Origin of the sequence: Pantoea conspicua, from assembly GCF_002095315.1 — a bacterium.
GTDB classification, from domain to species: Bacteria; Pseudomonadota; Gammaproteobacteria; order Enterobacterales; family Enterobacteriaceae; genus Pantoea; species Pantoea conspicua.
This window is the reverse complement of sequence record NZ_MLFN01000128.1, coordinates 1-25,046: the sequence shown is the minus strand read 5'-3', so window position 1 is coordinate 25,046 and position 25,046 is coordinate 1. Positions and strand designations below refer to the sequence as shown.

Here is a 25,046-nt window from a genome sequence, read left to right as displayed (position 1 = left end):
AAGGAGCCGTCATGTCCCGCGCCGAACATCTCTATCATCGGGTGATGGTCTGGTTACTGTTTATCGTGCTGGCCCTGCCACTGCTGGCGACGCTGCTCTATGCGCTGTCGTCTGACTGGAGTAATACCCTTCTGCCGCAAGGCTACACGCTGAAATGGTTTATCCAGCTGTGGGGCGATGGCCGGTTTCTGACGGCCCTGGGTCATTCCCTGCTGATCTGCTTTGGTGCCCTGCTGTTCTCGCTGATACTGGTGCTGCCTGCGATGTTTGTAATCGCTTACTACTATCCCCGGCTGGATGTAGTGATGAACATCCTGATCCTGATGCCGTTCGCTGTTCCGCCGGTGGTCTCCTCGGTGGGATTGCTGCAACTTTACTCTTCGTCTCCGCTGATGCTGACCGGCACGCCGTGGATCCTGATCGGCTGTTATTTCACTATCGCCCTGCCGTTTATTTACCGTGCGCTGGCCAACAATATGCAGGCGATCAACCTGAAAGAGCTGATCGATGCCGCCCAGTTGCTGGGAGCCAGTACCTGGCAGGCGGCGCTGTGGGTGGTGCTGCCGAATCTGCGTAAAGGGATGCTGATTGCGGTCCTGCTCTCTTTCTCCTTTCTGATCGGTGAATTTGTCTTTGCCAATCTGCTGGTCGGTAACCGCTACGAAACCCTGCAGGTTTACCTTTTTAATATGCGTAATGGCAGTGGTCACTTCACCAGCGCGCTGGTGATCTCCTACTTCTTTGTGGTGCTGCTGGTCACCTGGCTGGCCAATGCCCTGAATCCGGAACGAGGCTGAGAATGAGCTACCTTGAGGTCAGACAGCTGAATAAGCGCTATGGACCGACGACGATATTCGAACAGATCGATTTCAGTGCCGACGAAGGGGAATTTGTGACCCTGCTTGGCCCCAGCGGCTGCGGCAAATCGACGCTGCTGCGCTGTCTGGCCGGTTTAACCGGGGTCGACAGCGGCGAGATTGTTATCGCGGGCAAAGATATCGTGCCGCTGGCCCCGCAGAAGCGCGCCATCGGCATGGTATTTCAAAGCTATGCGCTGTTTCCCAATATGACGGTGGAGAAAAACGTCGCATTTGGCCTGAAGATGCAGAAGTTACCGGAAGCGCAAATCCGCCAGCGGGTGCAGGAGGTACTGGAACTGGTCGAACTGACCGATTATGCGCGCCGCTATCCGCATCAGCTGTCGGGGGGACAGTGTCAGCGTGTGGCGCTGGCACGATCGCTGGTGACCCGTCCGCGCCTGCTGCTGCTGGATGAGCCGCTATCAGCGCTGGATGCGCGCATCCGCCGTCATCTGCGCGATCAGATCCGGCGTATCCAGCGCGAGCTGAAGCTCACCACCCTGTTCGTCACCCACGATCAGGAGGAAGCGCTGACCTTATCGGACCGCATTGTGCTGATGAACCGCGGCAAAATTGTGCAGAATGGCGATGCCGAAGCGCTCTATACCCAGCCGGTCGATCTGTTTGCCGCGGGTTTTATTGGCAACTACAACCTGCTGAGCGCCGAACAGGCGACGCAGTTAACCGGCCAGCCGTACCACAGCCAGGTGGCTATTCGTCCTGAGTCGATGCAGTTCATCGCGCCGGGGCTTGGCATTCCGGCCGAAATCCTCAGCCACAGCCTGCTCGGTAATGTGATTCGCTATCGTATCCGGGCGCAGGGCGTGGAACTTGCTGTTGATGTGCTGAACCGATCTGCCGCCGATTTACACCCCGCTGGCCAGCAGATTGGTCTACAGTTAGAGATGTCGGCTTTGCGCCAGGTGGCTTAAAAAACAGGAAAAAATCACGCAAAGCCCGGCAATCCCCTTCACAGATTGCACTCTCCGTCAGGCTGGCAGTCTGTGCTGCTTAAAGCCTGATGGTCGAGGAGCATCGCGACGTGTTAACCCTGCTTAATTTACTCTCTGCGGTAGCCCTGCTGGTGTGGGGAACTCATATTGTGCGTACCGGCATTATGCGGGTCTACGGTGCCGATCTGCGTCGGGTACTGAGCCGCAGCGTAGAGAAAAAACCGATGGCGTTTCTGGCTGGCATCGGCGTCACCACGCTGGTACAGAGCAGTAATGCCACCACGCTGCTGGTGACCTCCTTTGTGGCGCAGAATCTCGTCAGTCTGACGCCCGCGCTGGTGGTGATACTCGGCGCGGATGTCGGCACCGCCATCATGGCGCGTATTCTGACCTTTGATCTCTCCTGGCTATCACCGCTGTTCATCTTCTTTGGCGTGGTCTTTTTTCTCAGCCGCAAGCAGACGCGGGCCGGTCAGCTTGGCCGGGCCAGTATCGGCCTGGGGTTGATCCTGCTGGCGCTGCAGCTGATTGTCGAAGCCGCCCGGCCGATTACCCAGGCCTCCGGCGTACAGGTGCTGTTCTCCAGTCTGACCGGCGATATTATGCTGGACGCGCTGATCGGCGCAGTCTTTGCCATTATCAGCTACTCCAGCCTGGCGGCCGTGCTGATTACCGCCACGCTCACCGCCACCGGCGTGATTTCGTTTAAAGTGGCGCTCTGTCTGGTGATAGGGGCCAATCTCGGTAGTGGCTTACTGGCGATGATTAACGCCAGCGGCTCTAACGCGGCGGGCAAGCGTGTGGCCCTTGGCAGTTTGCTGTTTAAGCTGATTGGCTGCGCGCTGATCCTGCCGTTCGTTAATCTGGTGGCGGACTGGCTGGATAAGCTGCCGGTCAACGACGAAGAGCTGGTGATCTTCTTCCACGTGTTTTACAACCTGATCCGCTGTGTGGCGATGGTGCCGTTTGCCGACCTGATGGCGCGCCTGTGCCGCCGGCTCATTTCTGACGACGTTGAAAACGATCTGCACCTGAAGCCGAAACATCTCGACCGCAGCGCACTCGATACCCCGGCGCTGGCGCTGGTCAACGCCGCCCGGGAGGCGTTGCGCATGGGTGATGTGCTGGAACAGATGCTGGAAGCCTTTAATAAAGTGGTGCACGGTGAGCCGCGCGAAGAGCGCACGGTGCGGCGGCTGGATGATGATGTCGATGTGCTCTACACCGCCATTAAACTCTACCTGGCGCGCATGCCGAAAGAGGATCTGCCAGCGGAAGATTCACGCCGCTGGAGCGAAATCATTGAGATGTCACTCAACCTGGAGCAGGCGGGTGACATCATTGAGCGGATGAGCGGCGATGTGGCCGACAAATCGCTGGCAGCGGGTCGCGCTTTTTCCCCTGAGGGATTAAAAGAGCTGGAGACGTTACAGGAGTTGCTGATCGCTAACCTGAGAATGAGCCTGTCGGTGTTTCTTTCGCATGACGTCACCAGTGCCAAACGCCTGCGCCGCGCCAAACATCGCTTCCGCCTGATGATTCGTCGCTATTCGCATGCCCACGTTGACCGTCTGCATCAGCAGAACGTGCAAAGCATTGAGACCAGTTCTTTGCATCTGGGCTTACTCGGCGATATGAAACGCCTGAATTCGCTGTTTTGCAGCGTCGCCTATACCGTGCTGGAGCAGCCGGACGATGAGCGCGATTACGAGTAATGGAGGTTCAGGCGACGGGTTGCGCCGGGAGATGAGCTTCCCGGCGCGGCATGATGCTAACCTGCGGCGCCTGACTTATTTCTTCTTAATCGGCTTGCCTGACCAGTAACCGGCCAGCAACGAGCCGGAGAGGTTGTGCCAGACCGAGAACAGTGCGCCAGGCAGCGCGGCCAGCGGCGAGAAGTAGAGTTTACCCAGCGTGGCTGCCAGGCCGGAGTTTTGCATCCCCACTTCCAGTGCCAGCGTGCGACAGGTTGACTCATCAAAGCCAAACAGCTTGCCGCCCCAGTAGCCGCCGAGCAGGCCAATCGCGTTGTGCAGGATCACTGCCGCGATCACCATTAATCCGACCGATCCGATAAAGCCCTGACTGCCCGCCACTACCGCGCTGATGATCAACAGAATGCAGACCATGGAGAACGCCGGTAGCCAGGGTTCGACCCGGCGTACCACGCTGTTCATGCTGTGGTGAATGATCAGACCGAGGCTGATGGGGATCACCACGATCTTCACGATACTCAGCAGCATCCCCACCACATCCACCTGAATATGGGTATCAACATAGAAACGGGTTAACAGCGGCGTCGCGAACACCCCGACCAGCGCGGAAACAGAGGAGATGGTGACCGACAACGCGACGTCGCCCTTCGCCAGATAGATCATCACGTTACTGGCAGTACCGCTGGCAACGCTGCCCACCAGAATCATGCCAGCGGCTAAATCGGGCGGCATATGAAACAGTTTCGCTAATCCCCATGCGGCCAGAGGCATCACCAGATAGTGCAGAAAAGTACCGGCAATTACCGGCGCAGGTCGGGTCAGCACCCGTTTAAAATCGTCGATATTTAACGTGACACCCATGCCGAACATGATCAGCATCAGCAGGTAAGTGACCCACGGACCGATACCAAGAAATGTCGCGGGAGAGAAATAGGCGGCGACAGATAACAGCACGGCCCACAGCGGGAACAGGCGGGTGACGGTGGCGAGCATGACCAGACTTCCTTATAAGAATGTTATGTTTTGCAGATTTGCCATAGAGTTACGCCAGACAGGAACGACTGCACAAGCGAAGGCGGGATCATAACATTTCGTTATCACGGCGTAAGGCGCAGATGGGGTCAGAGAGGAAAATGCGGATCGACTGCTGCCGATCCGCCAATAATTAAAGAAATTACGCTGCTTTTTCGTCTAAAACGCGGTAGATCACACCACCCATCACGGCACCGATAACCGGCATCAGCCAGAACATCCACAGCTGGGACAGCGCCCAGTCGCCCTGAAACAGCGCGACGGCGGTACTGCGCGCCGGGTTGACTGAGGTATTGGTCACCGGAATGCTGATCAGATGGATCAGAGTCAGCGCCAGACCGATGGCGATTGGGGCAAACCCTTTGGGCGCACGCTGGCTGGTCGCCCCCATAATGACAATCAGGAAAACCGCCGTCAGGATGCCTTCGGTGATCATACCTGCCATCAGGCTAAAGCCGCCAGGGGAGTGCTCACCGTAGCCATTCGCCGCAAATCCGCTGGCGGCAGCGTTAAAGTCGCCTTTGCCGCTGGCGATCAGATACAGCACGGCGCCTGCCGTAATGCCGCCCACCAGCTGGGCGATGATGTAAGGGATGACATGTGACGCCGGAAACCGTCCGCCCGCCAGCAGGCCCAGCGTCACCGCCGGATTAAAATGACCACCGGAAATATGCCCGACTGCACAGGCCATCACCAGCACGCTCAGCCCGAACGCCAGCGCCACGCCCATAAAACCGATACCCAGGCCGGGGAAGGCGGCCGACAGCACCGCACTACCACAACCGCCCAGTACCAGCACGAAGGTGCCCAGCGCCTCTGCCACTAACCTTTTCATGTTATTTCCTAAAAATGGGTGAATTGATTCAGCGGCGGGATTATAGATCTGCGAAATAGCAGCGCAACGGCAGTACACAAAATGCGCGGAGAAAGGCAGTTTCATTTGAGAACGAAGCGGGCTAACTCTTTATATTTTATCAGTTAAAATCAGGGGGGCTTATCGTGGGGAGGGGCTGGTTTGCCGATCGCACAGAAGCGGCCGGCAAACCGGTCAGCAATTATTCGAACAGATTGTGATGCAGGGTACGGACCACGCTTTCCGCGTCCGTGCCAGGCACCAGGAAGCAGAGGTTGTAGCTGCTGGCGCCGTAGCAAATCATCCGCAGGTTAAACGGCTCCAGCACGCCGAACACCTCTTTACCAACGCCACAGGCTTTCGACAACTGGTTGCCGATAATCGCCACCAGTGCCAGATCCTCTTCGACTTCAACCCGACACAGCGACGAAAGCTCAGTCAGCAGCGCCTGAGTCAGCAGGCTATCGCCGGTTGAGGTGGAACCGGTGGTGTCGAGCGTCAGCGCCACGCTGACTTCAGAGGTGGTAATCAGATCTACAGATATATTGTGGCGCGCCAGAATATTAAACAGTTCGGCGAGAAAGCCTGGGGTGTGCAGCATATTCAGGCTGTGCAGCGTTAACAGCGTCTGCTTGCGGCGTAACGCCAGCGCACGAAACAGCGGAGGATTGCGGGTTTCGTTGCAGACGCGAGTCCCGCCTGCTGCCGGATCTTTGCTGGAGCCGACAAACACCGGAATATCACAGCGCACCGCCGGCAGCAGCGTGGCCGGATGCAGCACTTTGGCACCAAATGTCGCCATTTCAGCGGCTTCTTCAAAAGTAATTTCATCAATACGTTTGGCGGTTGGTACCACGCGTGGATCGGTGGTATAGATGCCTGGCACGTCCGTCCAGATATCCACCCGTGCCGCCTTCAACGCTTCGCCCAGCAGCGCCGCGGTGTAATCACTGCCGCCACGCCCTAAGGTGGTGGTGCGGCCTTTACTTTCACTGCCGATAAAGCCCTGAGTAATCACCAGCGCCTGTTCTACGCGCGGCTGCAGCTGAGCAAGCGCCAGCTCCGCCAGCAACGTCACGTCCGGCTCTGCCCGGCCAAAACGGTCATCGGTGCGCAGCACTTTACGCACGTCGAACCACTCGGCATTGACCTGGCGCTCACGCAGAATTTCGACAAACAGCAGCGACGACATCAGCTCGCCATGGCTGACCAGCTCATCGGTCAGCGCATGGGAGGTCGCCAGCGAGGCGGCTTCAGACAGCATGGCGATGTTATCGATCATCCGATCGATTTCATCGCGGATCACGTCGGGGCGCTGCAGACGGTCGATAATGGCATACTGGATACGGCGGATATCATCCAGCAGGACGGCACGCTCTGGCAGCGGCTGACCTTCCGCCAGCGCCACCAGCAGATTGGTAATGCCGGCCGAAGCGGAGAGCACCACCAGACGGGTACCGGCATCCTTCAGCACCACGTCGGCGCTGCGGTTCATCGCATCAAAATCGGCAACGCTGGTGCCGCCAAATTTTGCCACAATCAGTGTTTGAGACATGTATGACCTCGTGTCAGGTTATCTTGTTCTCGCCGGCGATAATGCGGTCGGGAAACATTTTTTCAGCCAGGCACAAGGAAAGAGCAGAAACGGGCAGACCAGATCGGGTAGACGAGTCACCCAGAAGCGCCCCACCTTGCGAAACGTCCGACTGTGGACGTTTCTGGTGACAACCCAGAGGATTCAGCCTCTGTAGCCGACAGGCAACACACCGCGTGTTAACCCACCTCGGCGTCGCTCCCCATCATGTGTTTTCACCGGATACGGTTCCTCCAACACACTGCCTGGGCGACGCGCCTCTTCTGGCTTGCGCACGGGTGCGCAAGTAGCCGCATACATTTATCGGTTTCTGACCCTGCTGTCAATCTCAGCGGCCGTCAGATTTTTGTTTTACGGCGCACCGTAAAACAAATTTACCCGCCGCACAGCGACCAGAATGCTAAAAGGCTTCAGCCAGTGCAGCAATCCCTGATACGGCACAAGGATTTATTGCCGCCTTCACGCCACACTTTTGCTGGGTGAAACAACAGGCGATTCGCACCAGCCAATGCTGGCGTGCCGCACAGACGCGCCATCGCCCGGGTCCGGCTTACGCGACGGCGGGTGACAAAATTTTTCCTTTCAGTAGCAACTGTGGTCATACTGAAACGCTAACCGGGTACGATGTGCCCCCGATGGAATGACGGTTCTTAATATCAACAAGAGTGTTGCCATGAAAAATATCAATCCGACACAAACCGCAGCCTGGAAAGCGCTGCAACAGCATTTTGAGCAGATGAAATCGGTGGAAATTGCCGACCTGTTTGCCCAGGATGCCGATCGTTTTGCCAAATTCTCTGCCACCTTTGATGATCAGATGCTGGTGGATTTCTCCAAAAACCGCATTACCCAGGAAACCCTCGACAAATTACAGGCGCTGGCGAAAGAGACCGATTTAAGCGGCGCGATTAAGTCTATGTTCTCGGGTGAGAAAATTAACCGCACCGAAGAGCGTGCAGTGCTACACGTTGCACTGCGCAACCGCAGCAACACGCCGATTCTGGTTGATGGCAAAGATGTGATGCCCGACGTGAATGCGGTGCTGGACAAGATGAAGGGCTTTTCAGAACGCATCATCGGCGGTGAATGGAAAGGCTATACCGGTAAAGCGATCACCGACGTGGTGAACATCGGTATCGGCGGTTCTGACCTCGGTCCTTTCATGGTGACGGAAGCGCTGCGTCCTTACAAAAACCACCTGAACATGCACTTTGTCTCCAACGTTGACGGCACCCATATCGCCGAAACGCTGAAAGATCTCAGCCCGGAAACGACGCTGTTCCTGGTGGCGTCAAAAACCTTCACCACTCAGGAAACCATGACCAATGCGCACAGCGCGCGCGACTGGTTCCTGAAAACGGCCGGTGACCAGCAGCATGTGGCGAAGCATTTTGCGGCGCTTTCGACCAATGCCAAAGCGGTCGGCGAATTTGGTATCGACACCAACAACATGTTCGAATTCTGGGACTGGGTTGGCGGTCGTTACTCACTGTGGTCAGCGATTGGTCTGTCGATCATTCTCTCCATCGGTTTCGATAATTTCGAACAGCTGCTGAGCGGCGCGCATGCGATGGACCAGCATTTCGCCAACACGCCGGCCGAACAGAACCTGCCGGTGCTGCTGGCGCTGATTGGCATCTGGTACAACAATTTCTTCGGTGCTGAAACCGAAGCGATTCTGCCGTATGACCAGTACATGCACCGCTTTGCCGCCTATTTCCAGCAGGGAAATATGGAGTCGAACGGCAAGTATGTCGATCGCGACGGCAATCCAGTGGATTACCAGACCGGCCCGATTATCTGGGGCGAACCGGGCACCAACGGCCAGCACGCGTTTTATCAGCTGATCCATCAGGGGACCAAGCTGGTGCCGTGTGACTTTATCGCGCCAGCAATCACCCATAATGCGCTGGCAGATCACCATCCAAAACTGTTGTCTAACTTCTTTGCACAGACCGAAGCGCTGGCGTTTGGCAAGTCACGCGAAGTGGTAGAGAAAGAGTTTACTGATGCGGGTAAATCGGCCGAGTCGGTGGCGCATATCGTCCCGTTCAAGGTCTTTGAAGGTAACCGTCCGACTAACTCCATCCTGCTGCGTGAAATCACGCCATACAGCCTCGGCGCGCTGATTGCGCTGTATGAGCACAAAATCTTCACCCAGGGGGCAATCCTGAATATCTTCACCTTCGATCAGTGGGGCGTGGAATTAGGTAAGCAGTTGGCAAACCGTATTCTGCCGGAGCTGGAAAATGACGAGAAAATTACCAGTCACGACAGTTCCACCAATGCCTTAATTAACCGCTATAAATCCTGGCGTTAAAATATCCGGGCGGCAGTCATGCCGCCTTTTTTTATCCTTTCCAGCCCGGATCAGGCAATTTATTCATGCTGACACTCCCGCTCCGGTTGGATAATTCTTAAAAGCACCTAAGATAATTCTGAACATCATCGTGATGATCCGCCAGTAACTCAGTTTAAAATGGACCTGAATCATGCACCAGCCATGGGTTAATGCTTGATTATTAATGGTATTAAAATTTAGCAATCCTGAGTAAATTCTGATTATTCTTATTCCGTACCAAACATTAGTAAAAAAGAACAATACGCTTTGCATCCGTTTCGCTAATAGTGAAATATCCGGCATTGCGGCGAAATATTCTGATATAAAAAGTTATTAAACCCAAACTGGCTTAATATCCCGCCATTTTTCCCTGCCCTTTAGCCTGCTTTTTCCGCTGCTGAACTCTGGTATTTTGTTGCCCTATACTGAACGCGCCCGCAATGGGACTGCCTGTGGCGTTTGCCGCGTTCTGCTCTGCGCGGTGAGTGTTGCGGGTCAGAGATCCTTCATTCACTCAATGCAGGAAATGTTGTTATGAAAAAAACTCTGGTTGCCGGTGCAGCCTTGATTTTCGTTGCTGTCTCTTCCAGTGCTTTTGCAGCGCCGGAAGAAGCGGGTGCCGCAGCTGGCGCGCAGGCGGGAGCTATCTCCGCTGGCACGTCAACCGCTGTCGGTATCGGCGCACTTGGCGCGTTAGTCGGGCTCGGCATCGCTGCTTCTGGCGGCGGTGACGGCGCAAATACCGGTACAACAACCACGACCACGACGAGTACCACTCGTTGATGGATATCCAGGGCGTTCGGGGACCAGACAGAGGCTGACCGGTAGCGGCGGAACCACTGACCACGGTGAGTGATCCGCTAAGCCATGCGGCCCGCTGCGCTGGAACGCGAATTCTGTGGGTATAGGACCTTTAAACATAACCACACGCCTGTGTGGTTATTTTTACTTTGGCATGACTTATCAGGGACACACAGTGCGCCAACTTCCTCTGCTGCTCGCTTGCCTGTTGCTGCAGGCCTGCACACAAACGCAAAAAGGCCTTGAACAGACCCTCATACTGGCCGTTAACGGTCCGGATGACGTTACCGTCACCGACCAGCAGGTCAACGCCCTGCCCTACGCCAGCCTCTACGCCCGCCTCAATGACGGCCCGCGAATCTTCGTGGTGCTTGGCTACAACGAGGCAGGTCAGCAAAAATGGGTGACGCAGGATCAGGCGATGCTGGTGACACAGCATGGTCGGCTGGTTAAAACTCTGGGGCTCCCTGACAACCTGCTAAGCGTCACTAATCTGCAGCAGGATCCGCTGGCGGACAGCCTGCACCTCCGCAACGGTGCCAGCTGGACCCGCATCGTGCAGTGGACCGAGCAGGGCAACGTCCGCGGCGGGACGGTTCGCTCCACCTTCCAGCGCGGCACCGATGAAGTGCTGACCGTGGCGGGTAACCGCATCGCCTGTCGCGTCTGGCATGAGCAGGTGAGTCTCGACAGCAGCAACCGCGAGTGGGAAAACACCTTCTGGATCGATAACAGCAGCGGCGATGTGGTGCAGGCCCATCAGATGCTGGCGGCTGATGCCTTCCCCGTAGAGACCACCATTCTGAAGCCGGCGAAATCATGAAAAAAATAACCTTTCTGCTGGCCGGATTGAGTCTGTTCAGCACCCCAGGCGCGCAGGCCGCTGCGCAGGTCACGGTTCATGCGCCACACAACGGTGCGCAGGCAGAACTCCGCCAGGTCGCCGATCTGGCGCAACTGGTCAGCCAGCCCGCACTTCAGCAATCGATCGACTGGCGCAGCAGCGTCATTGCGGAACGCGGCGCCAGCGCCGTCGCGCAGCAGCAGTATCAGCAGACGCTGGGTCAGTTACGCGCCTGGCGAGCCGACAGCAGTGGCGATCGTGCCGCCGCGATTGATGAAGTGATCCACCAGCTCAGTACGATAAAGGTCACCGGCCGTCAGTTTACCCCGCTCGATCCCGACTGGGTGCGTCTGCATCCGGCCGACAATCGCCGCCTTGAAGGCAGCTACGACCTCTATCTGCAAACCCGATCGGATTCCGTGTTACTGCTGGGTGTCATCACCGGCGCGGGTAAGGTGAGCTGGCAACCGGGCCGGTCGGTACGCGACTATCTGGCCGATCACGCACGCCTGTCTGGCGCGGAACGAAATTTTGTCACGGTTATCGCACCTTCGGGTGCGACGCAGCAGGTGCCGGTTGCTTACTGGAACCACCGTCACGCCGAAGTGGAGCCTGGCAGCATTATCTGGCTTGGCTTCTCATCGTGGAGCCTGCCCGGCGCCTATGACGATCTGAATAACCGCATCCTTTCCGTTCTGACTCACCGGATACCAGACTGATGAAAAAACGTTATCTCTTCAGCCTGCTGGCTGTTTCTGTGGCGACAGCCTGTCAGGCGCAGGCGGAAACCTGGCCCGCGCCGGTGGGACCTTCACAATCTGACTTCGGCGGCGTCGGCCTGATGCAGGTGCCAACGGCACGCATGGCCAGAGAGGGTGAGTTCAGCCTGAACGCGCGCGACAACGACCAGTACCGTTATTACTCTGCGTCGCTGCAATTGTTCCCGTGGCTGGAAACCACCGTGCGCTACACCGACGTGCGCACCCGCCAGTACAGCGCCGTGTCAGACTTCAGTGGCAACCAGAGCTACAAAGATAAAGCCTTCGATCTGAAGCTGCGTCTGTGGCAGGAAGGTTTCTGGCTGCCGGAAGTGGCAGTGGGTACCCGCGATCTTGGCGGTACCGGCCTGTTCGACAGCGAATATCTGGTCGCCAGCAAAGCCTGGGGTCCGTTTGATTTTACGCTCGGCCTCGGCTGGGGTTATCTCGGCAACAGTGGCACGGTTAAGAACCCGTTCTGCTCCTACAGCGACAGCTACTGTCAGCGTCCGCGGGTCGGCGAAGCCGGCTCGATCAATGGCTCGCAGATGTTCCATGGCCCGACAGCCTTCTTTGGCGGCGTCGAATATCAGACGCCGTGGCAGCCGCTACGGCTGAAGATGGAGTACGAAGGCAACGATTATCAGGATGATTTCGCCGGCCGGCTGACGCAGAGCAGTAAGGTCAACGTCGGAGCGATCTATCGCGTCACCGACTGGGCAGACATCAATGCCAGCTACGAGCGCGGCAACACCTTTATGTTTGGTGTGACCATCCGTACCAACTTTAACGACTTGCGCCAAACGCACATCGACAGTGAGAAACCGGCCTATAACCCGCAGCCTCAGCCGAAGCTGCTGGAGCCGACCGTGGTCGGTAATCAGCTGACTGAGCTGAAGTACAATGCGGGACTCAACGGCCCACGTATTCAGACTAAAGGCCACACGCTGTATGTTTCCGGCGAACAGACCAAATATCGCGACACCCGGGAAGGGGTCGATCGCGCTAACCGCATCGTCATGAATCACCTGCCAGCGGACATCGATACCATCAGCGTCACCGAGTCCCGCTTCAATATGCCGCAGGTCACCACCGTGACGCCGGTTGCCAGCCTGCATAATACGCTGGCCGGTTATCCGCTGGGCCATGAAAAGCCGCTGCAGCAGACGCGTGAAAATCCGGTCGATCCCGGTCAGACCGAACAGGGGATGTTTATTCGTAAAGATCGCCTGAACTACAGTCTGTCGCCGGTGCTCAATCAGTCGGTGGGCGGCCCGGAAAGCTTCTACATGTATCAGGTTGGCGTAATGGCTAACGCTGATTACTGGCTGACCGATCACCTGCTGGTGGGAGGTAGCCTGTTCGGCAACCTTGCCAACAACTATGACAAGTTCAACTATAACGGCGCACCGGCGGATTCCAGCCTGCCTCGCGTACGCACCCATATCCGCGACTACGTTGAGAACAACGTCTACGTCAACGACCTGCAGGCCAACTATATGGGCCACCTCGGTAATGGCTTCTATGGTCAGCTATATGGCGGTTATCTTGAGACGATGTATGGCGGCGTGGGCGGCGAGCTGCTCTATCGTCCGGTCGATGCTAACTGGGCGGTGGGCGTTGATGCCAACTATGTCCGGCAGCGTGACTGGGACAACATGATGGAGTTTACCCGTTACAAAGCCTCAACCGGCAACCTGACCGCTTACTGGCGTCCGTGGTTCATGCAGGATGTGCTGGTGAAAACCAGCGTCGGTCAGTATCTGGCGAAAGATAAAGGCGTCACGGTCGATGTGTCGAAGCGCTTCGACAGCGGTGTAATGGTCGGTGTCTATGCCACCAAAACTAACGTGTCGTCTGAAGAGTATGGCGAAGGTGACTTTACCAAAGGGTTCTACATCTCCATCCCGATGGATCTGTTCACCGTGACCCCAACCCGCGGTCGTGCGCAGGTCAACTGGGTGCCGCTGACGCGTGATGGCGGTCAGATGCTGGGTCGTAAGTACCAGCTGTATGATTTGACCTCCGATCGCGATGCGCGATTCAACTAAGCAGGACGTGGCCTCAGGGCCGTTTCATGCGGTGGCCAGACGTATGCGCCCTGAGCCTGCTTAGGGAACCCGGTCAGATCGGGTTCCCTGCGGGTTGAGTTAGTTCATTGCGACCAGATTCACCCGGATTAGGGTTTGTCAGCAGTCTGAAGCGGCCATCGGGCCGCTTTTTTATTTAGTCCGCGTCGTAGCCGAGATTCGGTGCCAGCCAGCGCTCGACCTCGGTCACTGACATCCCTTTACGTGCCGCATAATCCTCCACCTGGTCGCGCTGAATCTGTGCAACAGCGAAGTAGCGGCTATCAGGATGGCTGAAATACCAGCCGGAGACCGCTGCGCCTGGCCACATGGCAAAGGATTCGGTCAGCTGCATACCGGTCTGCGTTTCCACATCCAGCAGGGTCCAGATCGCCGCTTTCTCGGTGTGCTCCGGACAGGCCGGATAGCCTGGTGCCGGACGTATGCCCTGATAATTTTCGCGAATCAGCTCTTCGTTACTGAGGTTTTCGTTGGGCGCGAAGCCCCAGATGACTTTACGCACCCGCTCATGCAGATATTCCGCAAAGGCTTCGGCCAGCCGGTCAGCCAGCGCTTTCACCATGATCTTGTTGTAGTCGTCATGCTGACGATCGTACGCCTCTGCCAGCGCATCCTCTTCCAGCCCGCCGGTCACCGCGAAGGCACCGAGATAGTCCGCTTTGCCGCTCGATTCAGGTGCCACAAAGTCCGCCAGGCAGTAGTTGGCGAAGTCGCTTTTTTCGGTCTGCTGACGTAAGTGATGACTCACGACCCGTACCTCGCTGCGGCGCTCATCGCGATAGATCTCGATGTCATCGCCAACCCGGTTAGCCGGGAAAATACCGACTACACCGCGCGGTTTGAGCAGCGCCTGCTGACTTAGCTGATCCAGCATTGCATTGGCATCGGCGAACAGACGCTGCGCCTCTTCTCCTACCACTTCATCCTCAAGGATGCGCGGGTATTTACCGGCCAGCGACCAGGTCATAAAGAATGGCGTCCAGTCAATGTAGTTACGCAGCGTTTCAATACTGGCCTCGACCTGACTCACCCCGAGACGATGCGGCACCGGCGGCGTATAGCTCTGCCAGTCAATCGAGGTGGCGTTGTCGCGGGCTGCCTGCAATGACACCGGCGGGGTCCGCGGTTTTTTACGCGCGTGCTGGATACGCACGGTTTCGTACTCTTTGCGGGTCCGCGCCACAAAATCCTCTTTCAGCGTGGCGGAAAGCAGTGAAGAGACCACGCCAACGGTGCGTGAGGCGTTCTGCACGTAGACCGTCGGCCCGCTGTAGTTCTGCTCAATCTTCACCGCCGTATGCGCTTTAGAGGTGGTTGCGCCGCCGATCAGCAGCGGTAAAGTGAAGCCCTGACGCTCCATCTCTTTCGCCATATTGACCATTTCATCCAGCGATGGGGTAATCAGGCCAGACAGACCAATGATGTCGGCATTCACTTCACGCGCCGTTTTCAGGATCTTCTCGCCCGGCACCATCACGCCGAGGTCAATAATTTCATAGTTGTTGCATTGCAGCACCACGCCAACGATATTCTTTCCGATGTCGTGGACATCACCTTTCACCGTGGCCAGCACGATTTTGCCGTTGCTGCGCCCCGCCTCTTTACTGGCTTCGATAAACGGCTCCAGATAGGCCACTGCCTGCTTCATGACGCGCGCCGATTTCACCACCTGCGGCAGGAACATCTTGCCTTCGCCAAACAGATCGCCGACCACGTTCATGCCGGACATCAGCGGGCCTTCAATTACTTCTATCGGACGTGGCACCTGCTGACGCGCCTCTTCGGTATCCTGCTCAATAAATTCGGTAATGCCTTTAACCAGCGAATATTCCAGCCGCTTCACCACGTCCCAGCTGCGCCACTCCGCCAGCTGTTTCTCCTGGGAGCCGTCACTTTTGCCGCCGCGGTATTTTTCCGCCAGATCCAGTAACCGCTCGGTGCCGTCATCACGCCGGTTAAGAATCACATCCTCTACCGCGTCGCGCAGTTCCGCCGGCAGATCGTCATAAATCGCCAGCTGACCGGCGTTGACGATACCCATATCCATGCCTTTACGGATGGCGTAGTAGAGGAATACCGCGTGTATCGCTTCGCGCACCGGATCGTTGCCGCGGAACGAAAATGACACGTTGGAGACGCCGCCGGAGATCATCGCATGGGGCAGTTCGCGCTTGATATCCTCACAGGCACCGATGAAATCCATCGCGTAGTTGTTGTGTTCATCAATGCCGGTCGCCACCGCAAAAATGTTGGGATCGAAGATGATATCTTCCGGCCGGAAACCGACCTGCTCGGTCAGGATGCGGTAGGCGCGGCGACAAATCTCAATCTTGCGGGCGCGGGTATCCGCCTGGCCCACCTCATCAAATGCCATCACCACCATCGCCGCGCCGTAGCGGCGAACCTGCCGCGCATGATGAATAAAGGCCGCTTCACCCTCTTTCATCGAGATGGAGTTAACGATGCCTTTACCCTGAATGCACTGCAGCCCTTTTTCGATCACCTCCCACTTTGAGGAGTCGATCATGATCGGGACGCGGGCAATATCTGGCTCACCGGCAATCAGATTGAGGAAGCGTACCATCGCCGCTTCGGCGTCGAGCATCCCCTCATCCATATTGATGTCGATGATCTGCGCACCGCTTTCAACCTGCTGCAGCGCCACTTCCAGCGCTTCGTTATATTTCTCTTCTTTAATCAGCCGCTTGAATTTTGCCGAACCGGTGACGTTGGTCCGTTCGCCGACGTTAACAAACAGCGATTCTGCGGTAATGTTGAGCGGCTCAAGGCCCGCCAGACGACAGGCAACCGGGATCGTCGGCAGTTTACGCGGAGCAACGCCCTCAACGGCCGCCACCATGGCGGCGATGTGCTGCGGAGTAGTGCCGCAACAGCCACCGATAATATTCAGAAAACCCGAGGTCGCCCATTCACCTATCTGCTGCGCCATCAGCTCCGCATCCAGATCGTATTCGCCAAAAGCATTGGGTAAACCAGCGTTGGGGTGCGCCGTGACATAGCCTTCAGCAATGCGTGACAGCTCCGCCACATATTGACGCAGCTCGTCCGGCCCGAGGGCACAGTTCAGGCCAAAGGAGAGCGGCTCAGCGTGCCGCAGCGAGTTGTAAAAGGCCTCGGTGGTCTGGCCGGAGAGCGTCCGGCCGGAGGCATCGGTGATGGTGCCGGAGATCATCAGCGGTAGCGCTACGCCGAGCGCTTCCATCTCGGTCTGAACCGCATAGATCGCTGCTTTGGCGTTCAGGGTATCAAACACCGTTTCAATCATGATGAGGTCGCAACCACCTTCCACCAGCGCGCGGGTCGATTCGCGGTAGGCCTCCACCAGCTGATTAAAGGTGACGTTACGGTAGGCAGGATCGTTAACATCGGGTGAGATCGAGCAGGTACGGTTTGTTGGCCCCAGCACGCCGGCGACGTAGCGCGGGCGATCCGGCGTTTTTGCCGTCCATTCATCGGCGCAGGCGCGCGCCAGACGGGCAGCCTCGTAGTTGATCTCCGCCGATAACGCTTCCATCTGGTAATCCGCCATCGCAATGGTGGTGGCGTTAAAGGTATTGGTTTCGAAAATATCGGCACCGGCAGCCAGATAGGCGTCGTGGATCTCGCGGATCACCGCTGGTTTAGTCAATACCAGCAGATCATTGTTGCCCTGAAGATCGCAGGGCCAGTCGGCAAAACGGCTGCCGCGAAAATCCTGCTCATCCAGCTTATAGCTCTGGATCATGGTCCCCATACCGCCGTCCAACACCATAATGCGTTGTGCGAGCTGCTGATGTAGCGCTTCGATTTTATTGCTCACTGATGGCCCACCCACGTCAATCTGCTGGCTGAAATAGCTGTTAGTCATTCTGTCATAAGCGGGTTAACCGACAAAGCAACCTTAGCTGAGACATTTTCAGGTCGGCCGTAGACAGGTCTGACCAGAAAACCAGCGTTTGCAAAGCGCGTGATTAAAACGAAAATGATTTCCACATTCCTAAGGAGATTTGATCATGGTGACGCCTGTTCCCGTTAAGCGCGGTAAAAAACCTCGTGGCACTGCCGCCAATACCGCACCCGTGGGCGGCCAGGTGCAATCCCTGACCCGCGGCCTGACGCTGCTGGAGCTGATTGCCGACTCGCACGGCAGCGTGGCGCTGACTGAACTGGCGCAGCAGGCCGGGTTACCCAACTCCACCACCCATCGTCTGCTGAGCACCATGCAGCAGCAGGGCTTTGTCCGTCAGGTGGGAGATCTGGGATTATGGACCATCGGCGCACACGCTTTTGTGGTGGGCAGCAGTTTCCTGCAAAGTCGCAACCTGCTGGCGCTGGTGCATCCAGTGCTGCGCAGCCTGATGGAGGCCTCAGGCGAAACGGTTAATCTGGCGGTGCTGGATCTCAGCGATCATCAGGCGGTAATCATCGATCAGGTGCAATGTTCCCAGCTGATGCGCATGTCCGCGCCGATTGGCGGCAAGCTGCCGATGCACGCGTCGGGCGCCGGTAAAGCGTTTCTGGCCCATCTCAGCGATGAGCAGGTCACGGCGCTGCTGCATCAGAAAGGATTGCATTACTACACGCCGAAGACCCTGATGTCGCCGCAGAGCCTGAAAGAGAATCTGGCACAGGTGCGTAAAGCGGGCTTCTCGTTTGATGATGAAGAGCATGCACTTGGACTGCGCTGTGTTGCGGCACCGATCTATGACGAGCACGGCGAGGCGTTTGCCGCCCTCTCTATCTCCGGTCCAATCGCCCGGATGACCGACGATCGCATTACCGAACTGGGTGCGCTGGTGATCCGTGAAGCGCGCCAGGTCACGCTGGCGTACAGTGGTCGCTGACCGCCTCCGTCGCATAGCGAACGCAGAAGCGCTGCGCCTGCCGCCAGGCAATCACCTCTTCCACGTGGCCCCCGGCAATGCGCTGTTGCTGGGCTCGCCACCAGCGGGCGTCAAAGATCTCCGGATGCAGCTCCAGCAGCAAGGCCCCGATAGCGGCATCGCTGCATAGGGCATAGCGGAAGGTCTCCGGAAATACATCGTCCGGCCCGACGCTGTACCAGGGCTCAGCGCTGAGCTCATCTTCTTCGTAGCGTGCGGCCGGTACCTCACGGAAGTGCAGTTCATGCATCGGTCGGATCTCATCGTAGTCGTAAAACACCACCCGGCCATGGCGGGTTATGCCGAAGTTTTTAAATAGCATGTCGCCCGGGAAGATATTGGCTGCCGCCAGCTGCCGGATGGCATTGCCATACTCCTCAATCGCCTGACGCCGTTGTGCGGCACTGGCCTGCGCCAGATAGAGGTTAAGCGGCTGCATGCGACGCTCGAGCCACAGATGGCGAATGATCAGCCGGTCGCCTTCAATCTTCAGCTTCTCCGCCGCGCAGGCGTTAAGCTCGGCCAGCAGTTCAGGCGAGATACGCGCCAGCGGCAGCGCGAACTGCTCAAACTCCTGAGTATCCGCCATTCGTCCGACGCGGTCGTGCTCTTTAACCTGCTGATAGCAGGCGCGCACCTGCGCTTCCGTTACCTCTTTTTGCGGCGCGAAGCGATCTTTAATCACTTTAAACACCCGATCAAAGCCAGGCAGCGTGAAGACCAGCATCACCATGCCGCGAATGCCAGGTGCGATCTCAAATTCAGCTTCACTCTGTTCCAGCGCCTGCAGGTATTCGCGGTAACTTTCGGTCTTGCCATGCTTCTGGCAGCCAATCGCCATATAACGTTCGGCCAGGGTTTTGGCGGGCAGAATCGGTTGCAGCCACGCCACCAGCGCTGCCGGCATCGGCGCATAGACCATGAAATAGGCGCGGGCGAAACCAAACACAATGCTGGCGTCATCCATCCCGGTCAGACAGGTATCGATCCATAGCTCGCCCGCGTCACTGCGCTGAATCGGCAACAGGAAAGGATAGATGGCGTCCGGCAGATGCAGACGTGCCACCAGCCAGGCGGTTTTATTGCGATAAAACAGTTCACAACAGACCTCAAGCCAGCCCCGATCGAGATGAGAAAAGTGCGCCTGCAGATGCCGCACAATCCATCCGGCATCCCGTTGGCGATGCTGCCACGGCAGCGTTAACGGCAAATCGCGCAGCACCTGATCGATCAACATCTGCCAGCCCTGCTGCGGCTGATAGCCGCGCGCCAGCGGACGCGACGGGCTTATCTGTGCCGAAGGCGATTGAGAGCTGAAAATAAACAGCCGTTCCGGCTGCAGATCGTTATGGCCGTGCAGCCGGCAATAGACCGAATTAAAGAAGCTCTCGGCAATTTCATAACGTGGGTAACCCGGCAATAGACTTTCATAGCGGCTTTTCACTCGCAGCCAGAACGCTTCATCCCAGCAGGCTGCACCGTTCAGCACCCGCAGCTGATCGGCAACCAGCCCGACATGGTGATCGTAGAGATGAATTCTCGCTTTCATGGCCTGCTGCACCGCCTGCCATTCAGCCTGCTCAAAGCGCTGCTGAGCCCCGGCCGTGATGTCGAGAAAGCGGCCATATTGTGCATCGAAGCCCTGCAGGATGGTGTGGGCAATCAGCGATTCGCGTGGCGGCATAATCAGCTCCGGTAAAGCCCGCCCGCGGCATGCCGGGCGGGAGTCAGTCTGTCAGGGATTCACTCAGAACTGGTGCTCTTCGGTCGAACCGGTTAGCGCCGTTACCGACGATTTACCGCCCTGAATGGTGGTGGTGACCCGGTCAAAATAGCCGGTGCCCACTTCCTGCTGATGCGATGAGAAGCTGTAACCGCGATCGCGGGCGGCAAATTCAGGCTGCTGCACTTTCTCAACGTAGTGGCGCATACCTTCGCCCTGCGCATAGGCATGGGCCAGGTCAAACATGTTGAACCACATGCTGTGAATACCGGCCAGCGTGATGAACTGGAAGCGATAGCCCATCTCGCTGAGCGCCTGCTGAAACCGGGCGATGGTGCGATCGTCGAGATTCTTTTTCCAGTTGAATGACGGTGAACAGTTGTAGGCCAACAGCTTACCGGGATAACGGGCGTGAATGGCATCGGCAAAACGCTGCGCCATAGCCAGATCGGGGGTTGAGGTTTCACACCACAGAATGTCAGCGTACGGGGCATAGGCCAGTCCGCGACTGATCGCCTGCTCAATTCCGGCATTGGTGCGGAAGAACCCTTCGGCGGTACGGTCGCCACAGATAAAGGGACGATCGTACTCATCGCAGTCTGAGGTAATCAGATCGGCCGCATCGGCATCGGTGCGCGCCAGCAGCAGCGTGGGGACGCCCATGACATCGGCCGCCAGCCGTGCCGCCACCAGTTTTTGTATCGCTTCCTGGGTCGGCACCAGCACTTTACCGCCCATATGGCCGCATTTTTTCACCGCCGCCAGCTGATCTTCAAAGTGGACGGCCGCCGCGCCCGCCTGAATCATCGCCTTCATCAGCTCAAACGCATTCAGCACCCCGCCGAAACCGGCTTCCGCATCGGCAACGATCGGCAGAAAGAAGTCGGTATAGCGACTGTCACCCGCTTCAATCCCGCTGGACCACTGAATCTGGTCGGCGCGCTGAAAGGTCTGATTGATGCGCGTCACCACTTCAGGTACCGAGTTAACCGGATAGAGCGACTGATCCGGGTACATCTGTCCCGCCACGTTGGCGTCGGCAGCCACCTGCCAGCCAGAGAGATAGATCGCCTCTATACCGGCCTTTGCCTGCTGTAATGCCTGCCCGCCGCTTAACGCGCCCAGACTATTGATGTAACCCTTCTTCGCGTCTCCGTTGAGCAGCGCCCACAGTTTTTCCGCACCGCGCTGGGCCAGAGTGCAGGCGGGCTGTACCGAGCCGCGCAAATTTACCACCTCTGCCGCACTATAAGGACGGGTGATGCCTTCCCAGCGCGGGTGCTGCCAGTGCTGCTCGAGTTGCTGAATTTGTTGAGTACGTGTCATGGCAATGTCTCCGTGAGTCAGGGGATCAGGCGATAGCCCGGCAGAGTAAGGAATGAGACCAGCTCGCGTTCGATGGTGATTTGCGCCATCAGCTGTGCCGCTTCGCCATAGCGACCGGCACTGAACCGGGTTTCGCCCAGGCTCTGCTGCAACAGGTGGAGCTCTTCGTTCAGCCAGCGCAGGAACAGTTCAGCGGTAACCTGCTGACCACTGCTCAGGGTTTGCTGATGACGTATCCACTGCCAGATTGAGGTACGGGCTATCTCTGCCGTGGCGGCATCCTCCATCAGGCCATCAATCGGCACGCAGCCGTTGCCGCTGATCCAGGCTTCAAGGTATTGCAATGCCACGCGGATATTGGCGCGCATGCCCGCCTCAGTGCGTTCACCGGTACAGGGTGCCAGCAGCAGTGTCGCCTCGATCGGCGCATCCTCTTCCCGAGTGACGGATAACTGATTAGACTGATTGCCCAGCACCGCATCAAATACCGCCATTGCGGTATCCGCCAGCCCGGGATGCGCAATCCAGGTGCCATCATGGCCGTTATCCGCTTCCCGCTGCTTATCCTCCGTAACACGTTGTAGCACCCAGGCATTACGCGCCGGATCTTTACTCGGGATCAGCGCTGACATGCCGCCCATCGCAAACGCACCTCGCCGATGACAGGTTTTAATCAGCAGGCGTGAGTAGGCATCCAGGAAAGGCTGAGACATAGTGACGGACTGGCGATCCGGCAGTACCCGATCCGCATGCTGTTTCAGCGTTTTGATATAGCTAAAGATGTAATCCCAGCGGCCACAGTTAAGGCCGACGATATGATCACGCAGATTCCACAGGATCTCATCCATCTGGAAAACTGCCGGCAGGGTTTCAATCAGTACCGTGGCTTTGATGGTGCCGCGCGGCAGATCGAATCGATCTTCACTGAAACTGAAGATCTCACGCCACCAGGCGACCTCCTGCCAGCTTTCGGTTTTGGGCAGATAAAAATAGGGGCCGCTGCCTTTTGCCAGCAATGGACGAACGTTGTGAAAAAAGTAGAGCGCGAAATCAAACAAGCCGGCGGGAATCGGATTGCCCTGCCAGCTGACATGCTTTTCTGAAAGATGCAGTCCGCGCACCCGGCACATCAGCACGGCCGGATCGGCGCGTAGCTGGTAAATTTTGCCGGTATCGCTGGTATAGCTGAGGCTGCCCTGTACCGCTTCACGCAAGTTCAGCTGTCCCTCAATCAGCTTATTCCACTCGGGTGACAGTGAGTCTTCGAAATCTGCCATAAAGACTTTTACGTTCGCATTCAGGGCGTTAATAACCATTTTGCGATCCGGCGGACCGGTAATTTCGACCCGACGATCCTTTAAATCTTGAGGAATCGAACGGATCTCCCACGCACTAGCACGAATGGAAGCCGTTTCCATATCGAAGTCTGGCAGATAACCCCGATCATACTGTTGCTGTCGCTGCTGGCGGGCCATCAGTAATGCGTCGCGCTGTGTGGCAAAGCGCGTCACCAGCGCATCTAAAAAGAGAATCGCCTCGGCGGTGAGGAGCTGCTGTTCGGCGTGGCTAAAGGGCTGGCTGAAAGTCAGGGTATGGCTGATCACAGAATCTGTCATGCTGGCGCTCTCCTGTATTCAGAGGATCGAATAACGTGGATCCCCGGATCGACTGTTTTGTGCACTACAGGATCAGAGCATATGCATTTAATTTTCTAAATCAAAAACTATTTCCATTTTATTGGTTAAATACATCTACCCCCTTGTTTTCAATGTAATTAAAGTTAAAACTTTTAAGGGATCTATTTTCACCCACTATTTCAGGCGTAAAAAAACCGTGTCGCCAGCGGCTAACACGGTTCAGTTGAGGATGATCCCGGCCCTATTCGAGGGTAGGATTCATGCGGCGTAAATCAAACGGTGTGATCTGATAGACGTAATAGTTGAGCCAGTTGGAGAACAGCAGATTGCCATGACTACGCCAGGCGGCACGCGGTGGCAATGCCGGATTATCCTGAGGGAAGTAGTTATAAGGCACCTCTGGATTCAGGCCAGCTTCATAGTCACGGTGATATTCACCCGATAAGGTCAGCGCGTCATATTCCGGATGACCGGTAACAAACACCAGTCGTTTGTCTTTACTCGCCATCAGATAAGCACCGGTTTGTTCCGATTCAGCAAACAGCTCGAGATCGGTGTAATCCGTGATTAGCTGAGTAGGAAAATCAGCATAGCGTGAGTGCGGCGCGAGGAAATTATCATCAAAACCCCGTGTCAGTAAGGCATGAGGATGAAGGATCTGATGCTCATAGACACCAGATAGTTTGTTATGCCGGGTTTGCTTGGGAATGCCATACAGAATATTAAGCGCAGCCTGCACTGCCCAACAGACAAACAGGGTTGAGGTGACGTGCTCATTTGCCCAGTGCAGTACGCGCTGAATCTGCGGCCAGTAGGCGACATCATTAAAATCAACCAGCCCGAGCGGCGCACCTGTCACGATTAAGCCATCGTAGTTGTCATGCTGGATATCTTCAAAATTGCAGTAGAAGTTATTGAGGTGCTCAGTCGGCGTGTTACGTGACTCCCGGCTGTCGATACGCAGCAGCTGAATATCGATCTGTAGAGGCGAGTTGGAAAGCAGACGCAGAAACTGATTCTCTGTTTCGATCTTTTTCGGCATCAGATTCAGTATGAGCACTTTAAGCGGGCGGATCTCCTGAACACTGGCGCGCGACGAGGTCATCACAAAGACATTTTCGTCACGCAAAAAATTTACTGCCGGTAATTCGTCGGGAACCCTGATTGGCATAACCTGCTCACCTCTTACAACCATATAAACGTTTAGACATCCAGATGCCCAACATTAGCCTGGTGGCTGTGTAATGTCGAGGTTTCATGCGGAAAATGAAAATGTTTCAGCTTAGAGTGGCAAATCGCAGACGTAAAAAAGCCCCGCACTTCCGTGCGGGGCTTCTTCACTTATATAATGCCTGGCAGTTCCCTACTCTCGCATGGGGAGACCCCACACTACCATCGGCGCTACGGCGTTTCACTTCTGAGTTCGGCATGGGGTCAGGTGGGACCACCGCGCTAAAGCCGCCAGGCAAATTCTTTGTGCTCTGTCCTGTGTCTTTTGTGCTGATGCTGCGCTGGCCGCCCTCGCGCTACGCCGTCACATACTTCAGTATGCTCCTTCGTACCGGTCGGTTGCCGCCCTGCCTCAGCGCAGAATCCTTCGGACTTCAGTCCGCAGGACACAACTTTATCCGTTATG

The 25,046-nt window shown here is 56.7% G+C and carries 17 protein-coding genes, 1 rRNA gene and 1 riboswitch; of the genes, 9 read left to right on the top strand and 9 right to left on the bottom strand.

Annotated features, from left to right (window positions below):
* Positions 1-11 precede the first annotated feature (11 nt).
* From HA41_RS19575 to HA41_RS19565, 3 genes are all read left to right on the top strand, one after another.
* Positions 12-797 carry an ABC transporter permease gene (locus tag HA41_RS19575; RefSeq protein ID WP_094122130.1) on the top strand — a complete coding sequence of 262 codons (786 nt, stop codon included), beginning with the start codon at positions 12-14 and terminating at the stop codon, positions 795-797.
* Positions 798-799: 2 nt separating this feature from the next.
* Positions 800-1,792 (top strand): ABC transporter ATP-binding protein, encoded by a 993-nt coding sequence (locus HA41_RS19570; protein WP_094122129.1) that lies wholly within the window; start codon positions 800-802, stop codon positions 1,790-1,792.
* Positions 1,793-1,902: 110 nt separating this feature from the next.
* Positions 1,903-3,528 carry a Na/Pi cotransporter family protein gene (locus tag HA41_RS19565; protein ID WP_094122296.1) on the top strand — a complete coding sequence of 542 codons (1,626 nt, stop codon included), beginning with the start codon at positions 1,903-1,905 and terminating at the stop codon, positions 3,526-3,528.
* 75 nt (positions 3,529-3,603) lie between these two features.
* Here HA41_RS19565 and panS read toward each other — a convergent pair whose 3' ends face one another.
* The 3 genes from panS to lysC all read right to left on the bottom strand — a co-directional run bounded on the left by panS (position 3,604) and on the right by lysC (position 6,968).
* A complete protein-coding gene (panS, locus tag HA41_RS19560) occupies positions 3,604-4,521 on the bottom strand; it encodes a ketopantoate/pantoate/pantothenate transporter PanS (RefSeq protein WP_094122128.1) in 918 nt (305 codons plus the stop codon).
* Between the two features lie 181 nt (positions 4,522-4,702).
* The gene (gene aqpZ, locus HA41_RS19555; protein WP_094122127.1) at positions 4,703-5,395 is read right to left on the bottom strand and encodes an aquaporin Z; all 693 of its coding nucleotides are present in this window, start codon (positions 5,393-5,395) and stop codon (positions 4,703-4,705) included.
* 220 nt (positions 5,396-5,615) lie between these two features.
* Positions 5,616-6,968, bottom strand: a complete 1,353-nt coding sequence (gene lysC, locus HA41_RS19550) for a lysine-sensitive aspartokinase 3 (protein WP_094122126.1) — start codon at positions 6,966-6,968, stop codon at positions 5,616-5,618.
* Positions 6,969-7,084: 116 nt separating this feature from the next.
* Positions 7,085-7,278, bottom strand: a riboswitch (Lysine riboswitch).
* 402 nt (positions 7,279-7,680) lie between these two features.
* Here lysC and pgi point away from each other — a divergent pair.
* The 5 genes from pgi (at position 7,681) to HA41_RS19525 (ending at position 13,802) form a co-directional block, all read left to right on the top strand.
* Complete coding sequence (gene pgi / locus HA41_RS19545) at positions 7,681-9,327, top strand: glucose-6-phosphate isomerase (RefSeq protein WP_094122125.1); 1,647 nt, start codon at positions 7,681-7,683, stop codon at positions 9,325-9,327.
* Positions 9,328-9,882: 555 nt separating this feature from the next.
* Complete coding sequence (gene yjbE, locus HA41_RS19540; RefSeq protein WP_094122124.1) at positions 9,883-10,131, top strand: exopolysaccharide production protein YjbE; 249 nt, start codon at positions 9,883-9,885, stop codon at positions 10,129-10,131.
* Between the two features lie 193 nt (positions 10,132-10,324).
* Positions 10,325-10,972 (top strand): YjbF family lipoprotein, encoded by a 648-nt coding sequence (locus HA41_RS19535; RefSeq protein ID WP_094122123.1) that lies wholly within the window; start codon positions 10,325-10,327, stop codon positions 10,970-10,972.
* Complete coding sequence (locus HA41_RS19530) at positions 10,969-11,712, top strand: capsule biosynthesis GfcC family protein (protein ID WP_094122122.1); 744 nt, start codon at positions 10,969-10,971, stop codon at positions 11,710-11,712. Before HA41_RS19535 ends, HA41_RS19530 begins: the two co-directional genes overlap by 4 nt.
* Positions 11,712-13,802, top strand: coding sequence for a YjbH domain-containing protein (locus tag HA41_RS19525; RefSeq protein WP_094122121.1), 2,091 nt, complete (start codon positions 11,712-11,714; stop codon positions 13,800-13,802). Before HA41_RS19530 ends, HA41_RS19525 begins: the two co-directional genes overlap by 1 nt.
* A 175-nt stretch (positions 13,803-13,977) precedes the next feature.
* Here the strand turns inward: HA41_RS19525 and metH are convergent, their stop codons facing one another.
* On the bottom strand, positions 13,978-17,661 hold the full coding sequence (gene metH / locus HA41_RS19520; RefSeq protein ID WP_143807391.1) for a methionine synthase: 3,684 nt from the start codon (positions 17,659-17,661) through the stop codon (positions 13,978-13,980).
* A 193-nt stretch (positions 17,662-17,854) separates the two neighbouring features.
* Here metH and iclR point away from each other — a divergent pair, with 193 nt between their 5' ends.
* Positions 17,855-18,685: a glyoxylate bypass operon transcriptional repressor IclR gene (gene iclR, locus HA41_RS19515; RefSeq protein WP_094122119.1), complete on the top strand. Its 831-nt coding sequence runs from the start codon at positions 17,855-17,857 to the stop codon at positions 18,683-18,685.
* Here iclR and aceK read toward each other — a convergent pair.
* The 5 genes from aceK to rrf form a co-directional block, all read right to left on the bottom strand.
* The gene (aceK, locus tag HA41_RS19510; RefSeq protein ID WP_094122118.1) at positions 18,660-20,408 is read right to left on the bottom strand and encodes a bifunctional isocitrate dehydrogenase kinase/phosphatase; all 1,749 of its coding nucleotides are present in this window, start codon (positions 20,406-20,408) and stop codon (positions 18,660-18,662) included. The genes iclR and aceK overlap by 26 nt on opposite strands.
* A gap of 63 nt (positions 20,409-20,471) precedes the next feature.
* Entirely contained in the window at positions 20,472-21,773 is a 1,302-nt protein-coding gene (aceA, locus tag HA41_RS19505) for an isocitrate lyase (RefSeq protein ID WP_094122117.1), read from the bottom strand.
* Between the two features lie 17 nt (positions 21,774-21,790).
* Complete coding sequence (gene aceB, locus HA41_RS19500) at positions 21,791-23,389, bottom strand: malate synthase A (RefSeq protein ID WP_094122116.1); 1,599 nt, start codon at positions 23,387-23,389, stop codon at positions 21,791-21,793.
* Positions 23,390-23,651: 262 nt separating this feature from the next.
* Entirely contained in the window at positions 23,652-24,581 is a 930-nt protein-coding gene (gene metA, locus HA41_RS19495; protein ID WP_094122115.1) for a homoserine O-acetyltransferase MetA, read from the bottom strand.
* Between the two features lie 179 nt (positions 24,582-24,760).
* Positions 24,761-24,876, bottom strand: a 5S ribosomal RNA gene (rrf, locus tag HA41_RS19490).
* Positions 24,877-25,046 lie beyond the last annotated feature (170 nt).

What these genes read in the sequence shown, in the direction of transcription:
- iclR (WP_094122119.1), top strand. Translation starts at nt 17,855, where the DNA reads ATGGTGACGCCTGTTCCCGTTAAGCGCGGTAAAAAACCTCGTGGCACT.
- aqpZ (WP_094122127.1), bottom strand. Translation starts at nt 5,395, where the DNA reads ATGAAAAGGTTAGTGGCAGAGGCGCTGGGCACCTTCGTGCTGGTACTG.
- aceK (WP_094122118.1), bottom strand. Translation starts at nt 20,408, where the DNA reads ATGCCGCCACGCGAATCGCTGATTGCCCACACCATCCTGCAGGGCTTC.
- pgi (WP_094122125.1), top strand. Translation starts at nt 7,681, where the DNA reads ATGAAAAATATCAATCCGACACAAACCGCAGCCTGGAAAGCGCTGCAA.
- HA41_RS19525 (WP_094122121.1), top strand. Translation starts at nt 11,712, where the DNA reads ATGAAAAAACGTTATCTCTTCAGCCTGCTGGCTGTTTCTGTGGCGACA.
- HA41_RS19530 (WP_094122122.1), top strand. Translation starts at nt 10,969, where the DNA reads ATGAAAAAAATAACCTTTCTGCTGGCCGGATTGAGTCTGTTCAGCACC.
- aceA (WP_094122117.1), bottom strand. Translation starts at nt 21,773, where the DNA reads ATGACACGTACTCAACAAATTCAGCAACTCGAGCAGCACTGGCAGCAC.
- lysC (WP_094122126.1), bottom strand. Translation starts at nt 6,968, where the DNA reads ATGTCTCAAACACTGATTGTGGCAAAATTTGGCGGCACCAGCGTTGCC.
- HA41_RS19575 (WP_094122130.1), top strand. Translation starts at nt 12, where the DNA reads ATGTCCCGCGCCGAACATCTCTATCATCGGGTGATGGTCTGGTTACTG.
- HA41_RS19570 (WP_094122129.1), top strand. Translation starts at nt 800, where the DNA reads ATGAGCTACCTTGAGGTCAGACAGCTGAATAAGCGCTATGGACCGACG.
- yjbE (WP_094122124.1), top strand. Translation starts at nt 9,883, where the DNA reads ATGAAAAAAACTCTGGTTGCCGGTGCAGCCTTGATTTTCGTTGCTGTC.
- aceB (WP_094122116.1), bottom strand. Translation starts at nt 23,389, where the DNA reads ATGACAGATTCTGTGATCAGCCATACCCTGACTTTCAGCCAGCCCTTT.
- panS (WP_094122128.1), bottom strand. Translation starts at nt 4,521, where the DNA reads ATGCTCGCCACCGTCACCCGCCTGTTCCCGCTGTGGGCCGTGCTGTTA.
- metA (WP_094122115.1), bottom strand. Translation starts at nt 24,581, where the DNA reads ATGCCAATCAGGGTTCCCGACGAATTACCGGCAGTAAATTTTTTGCGT.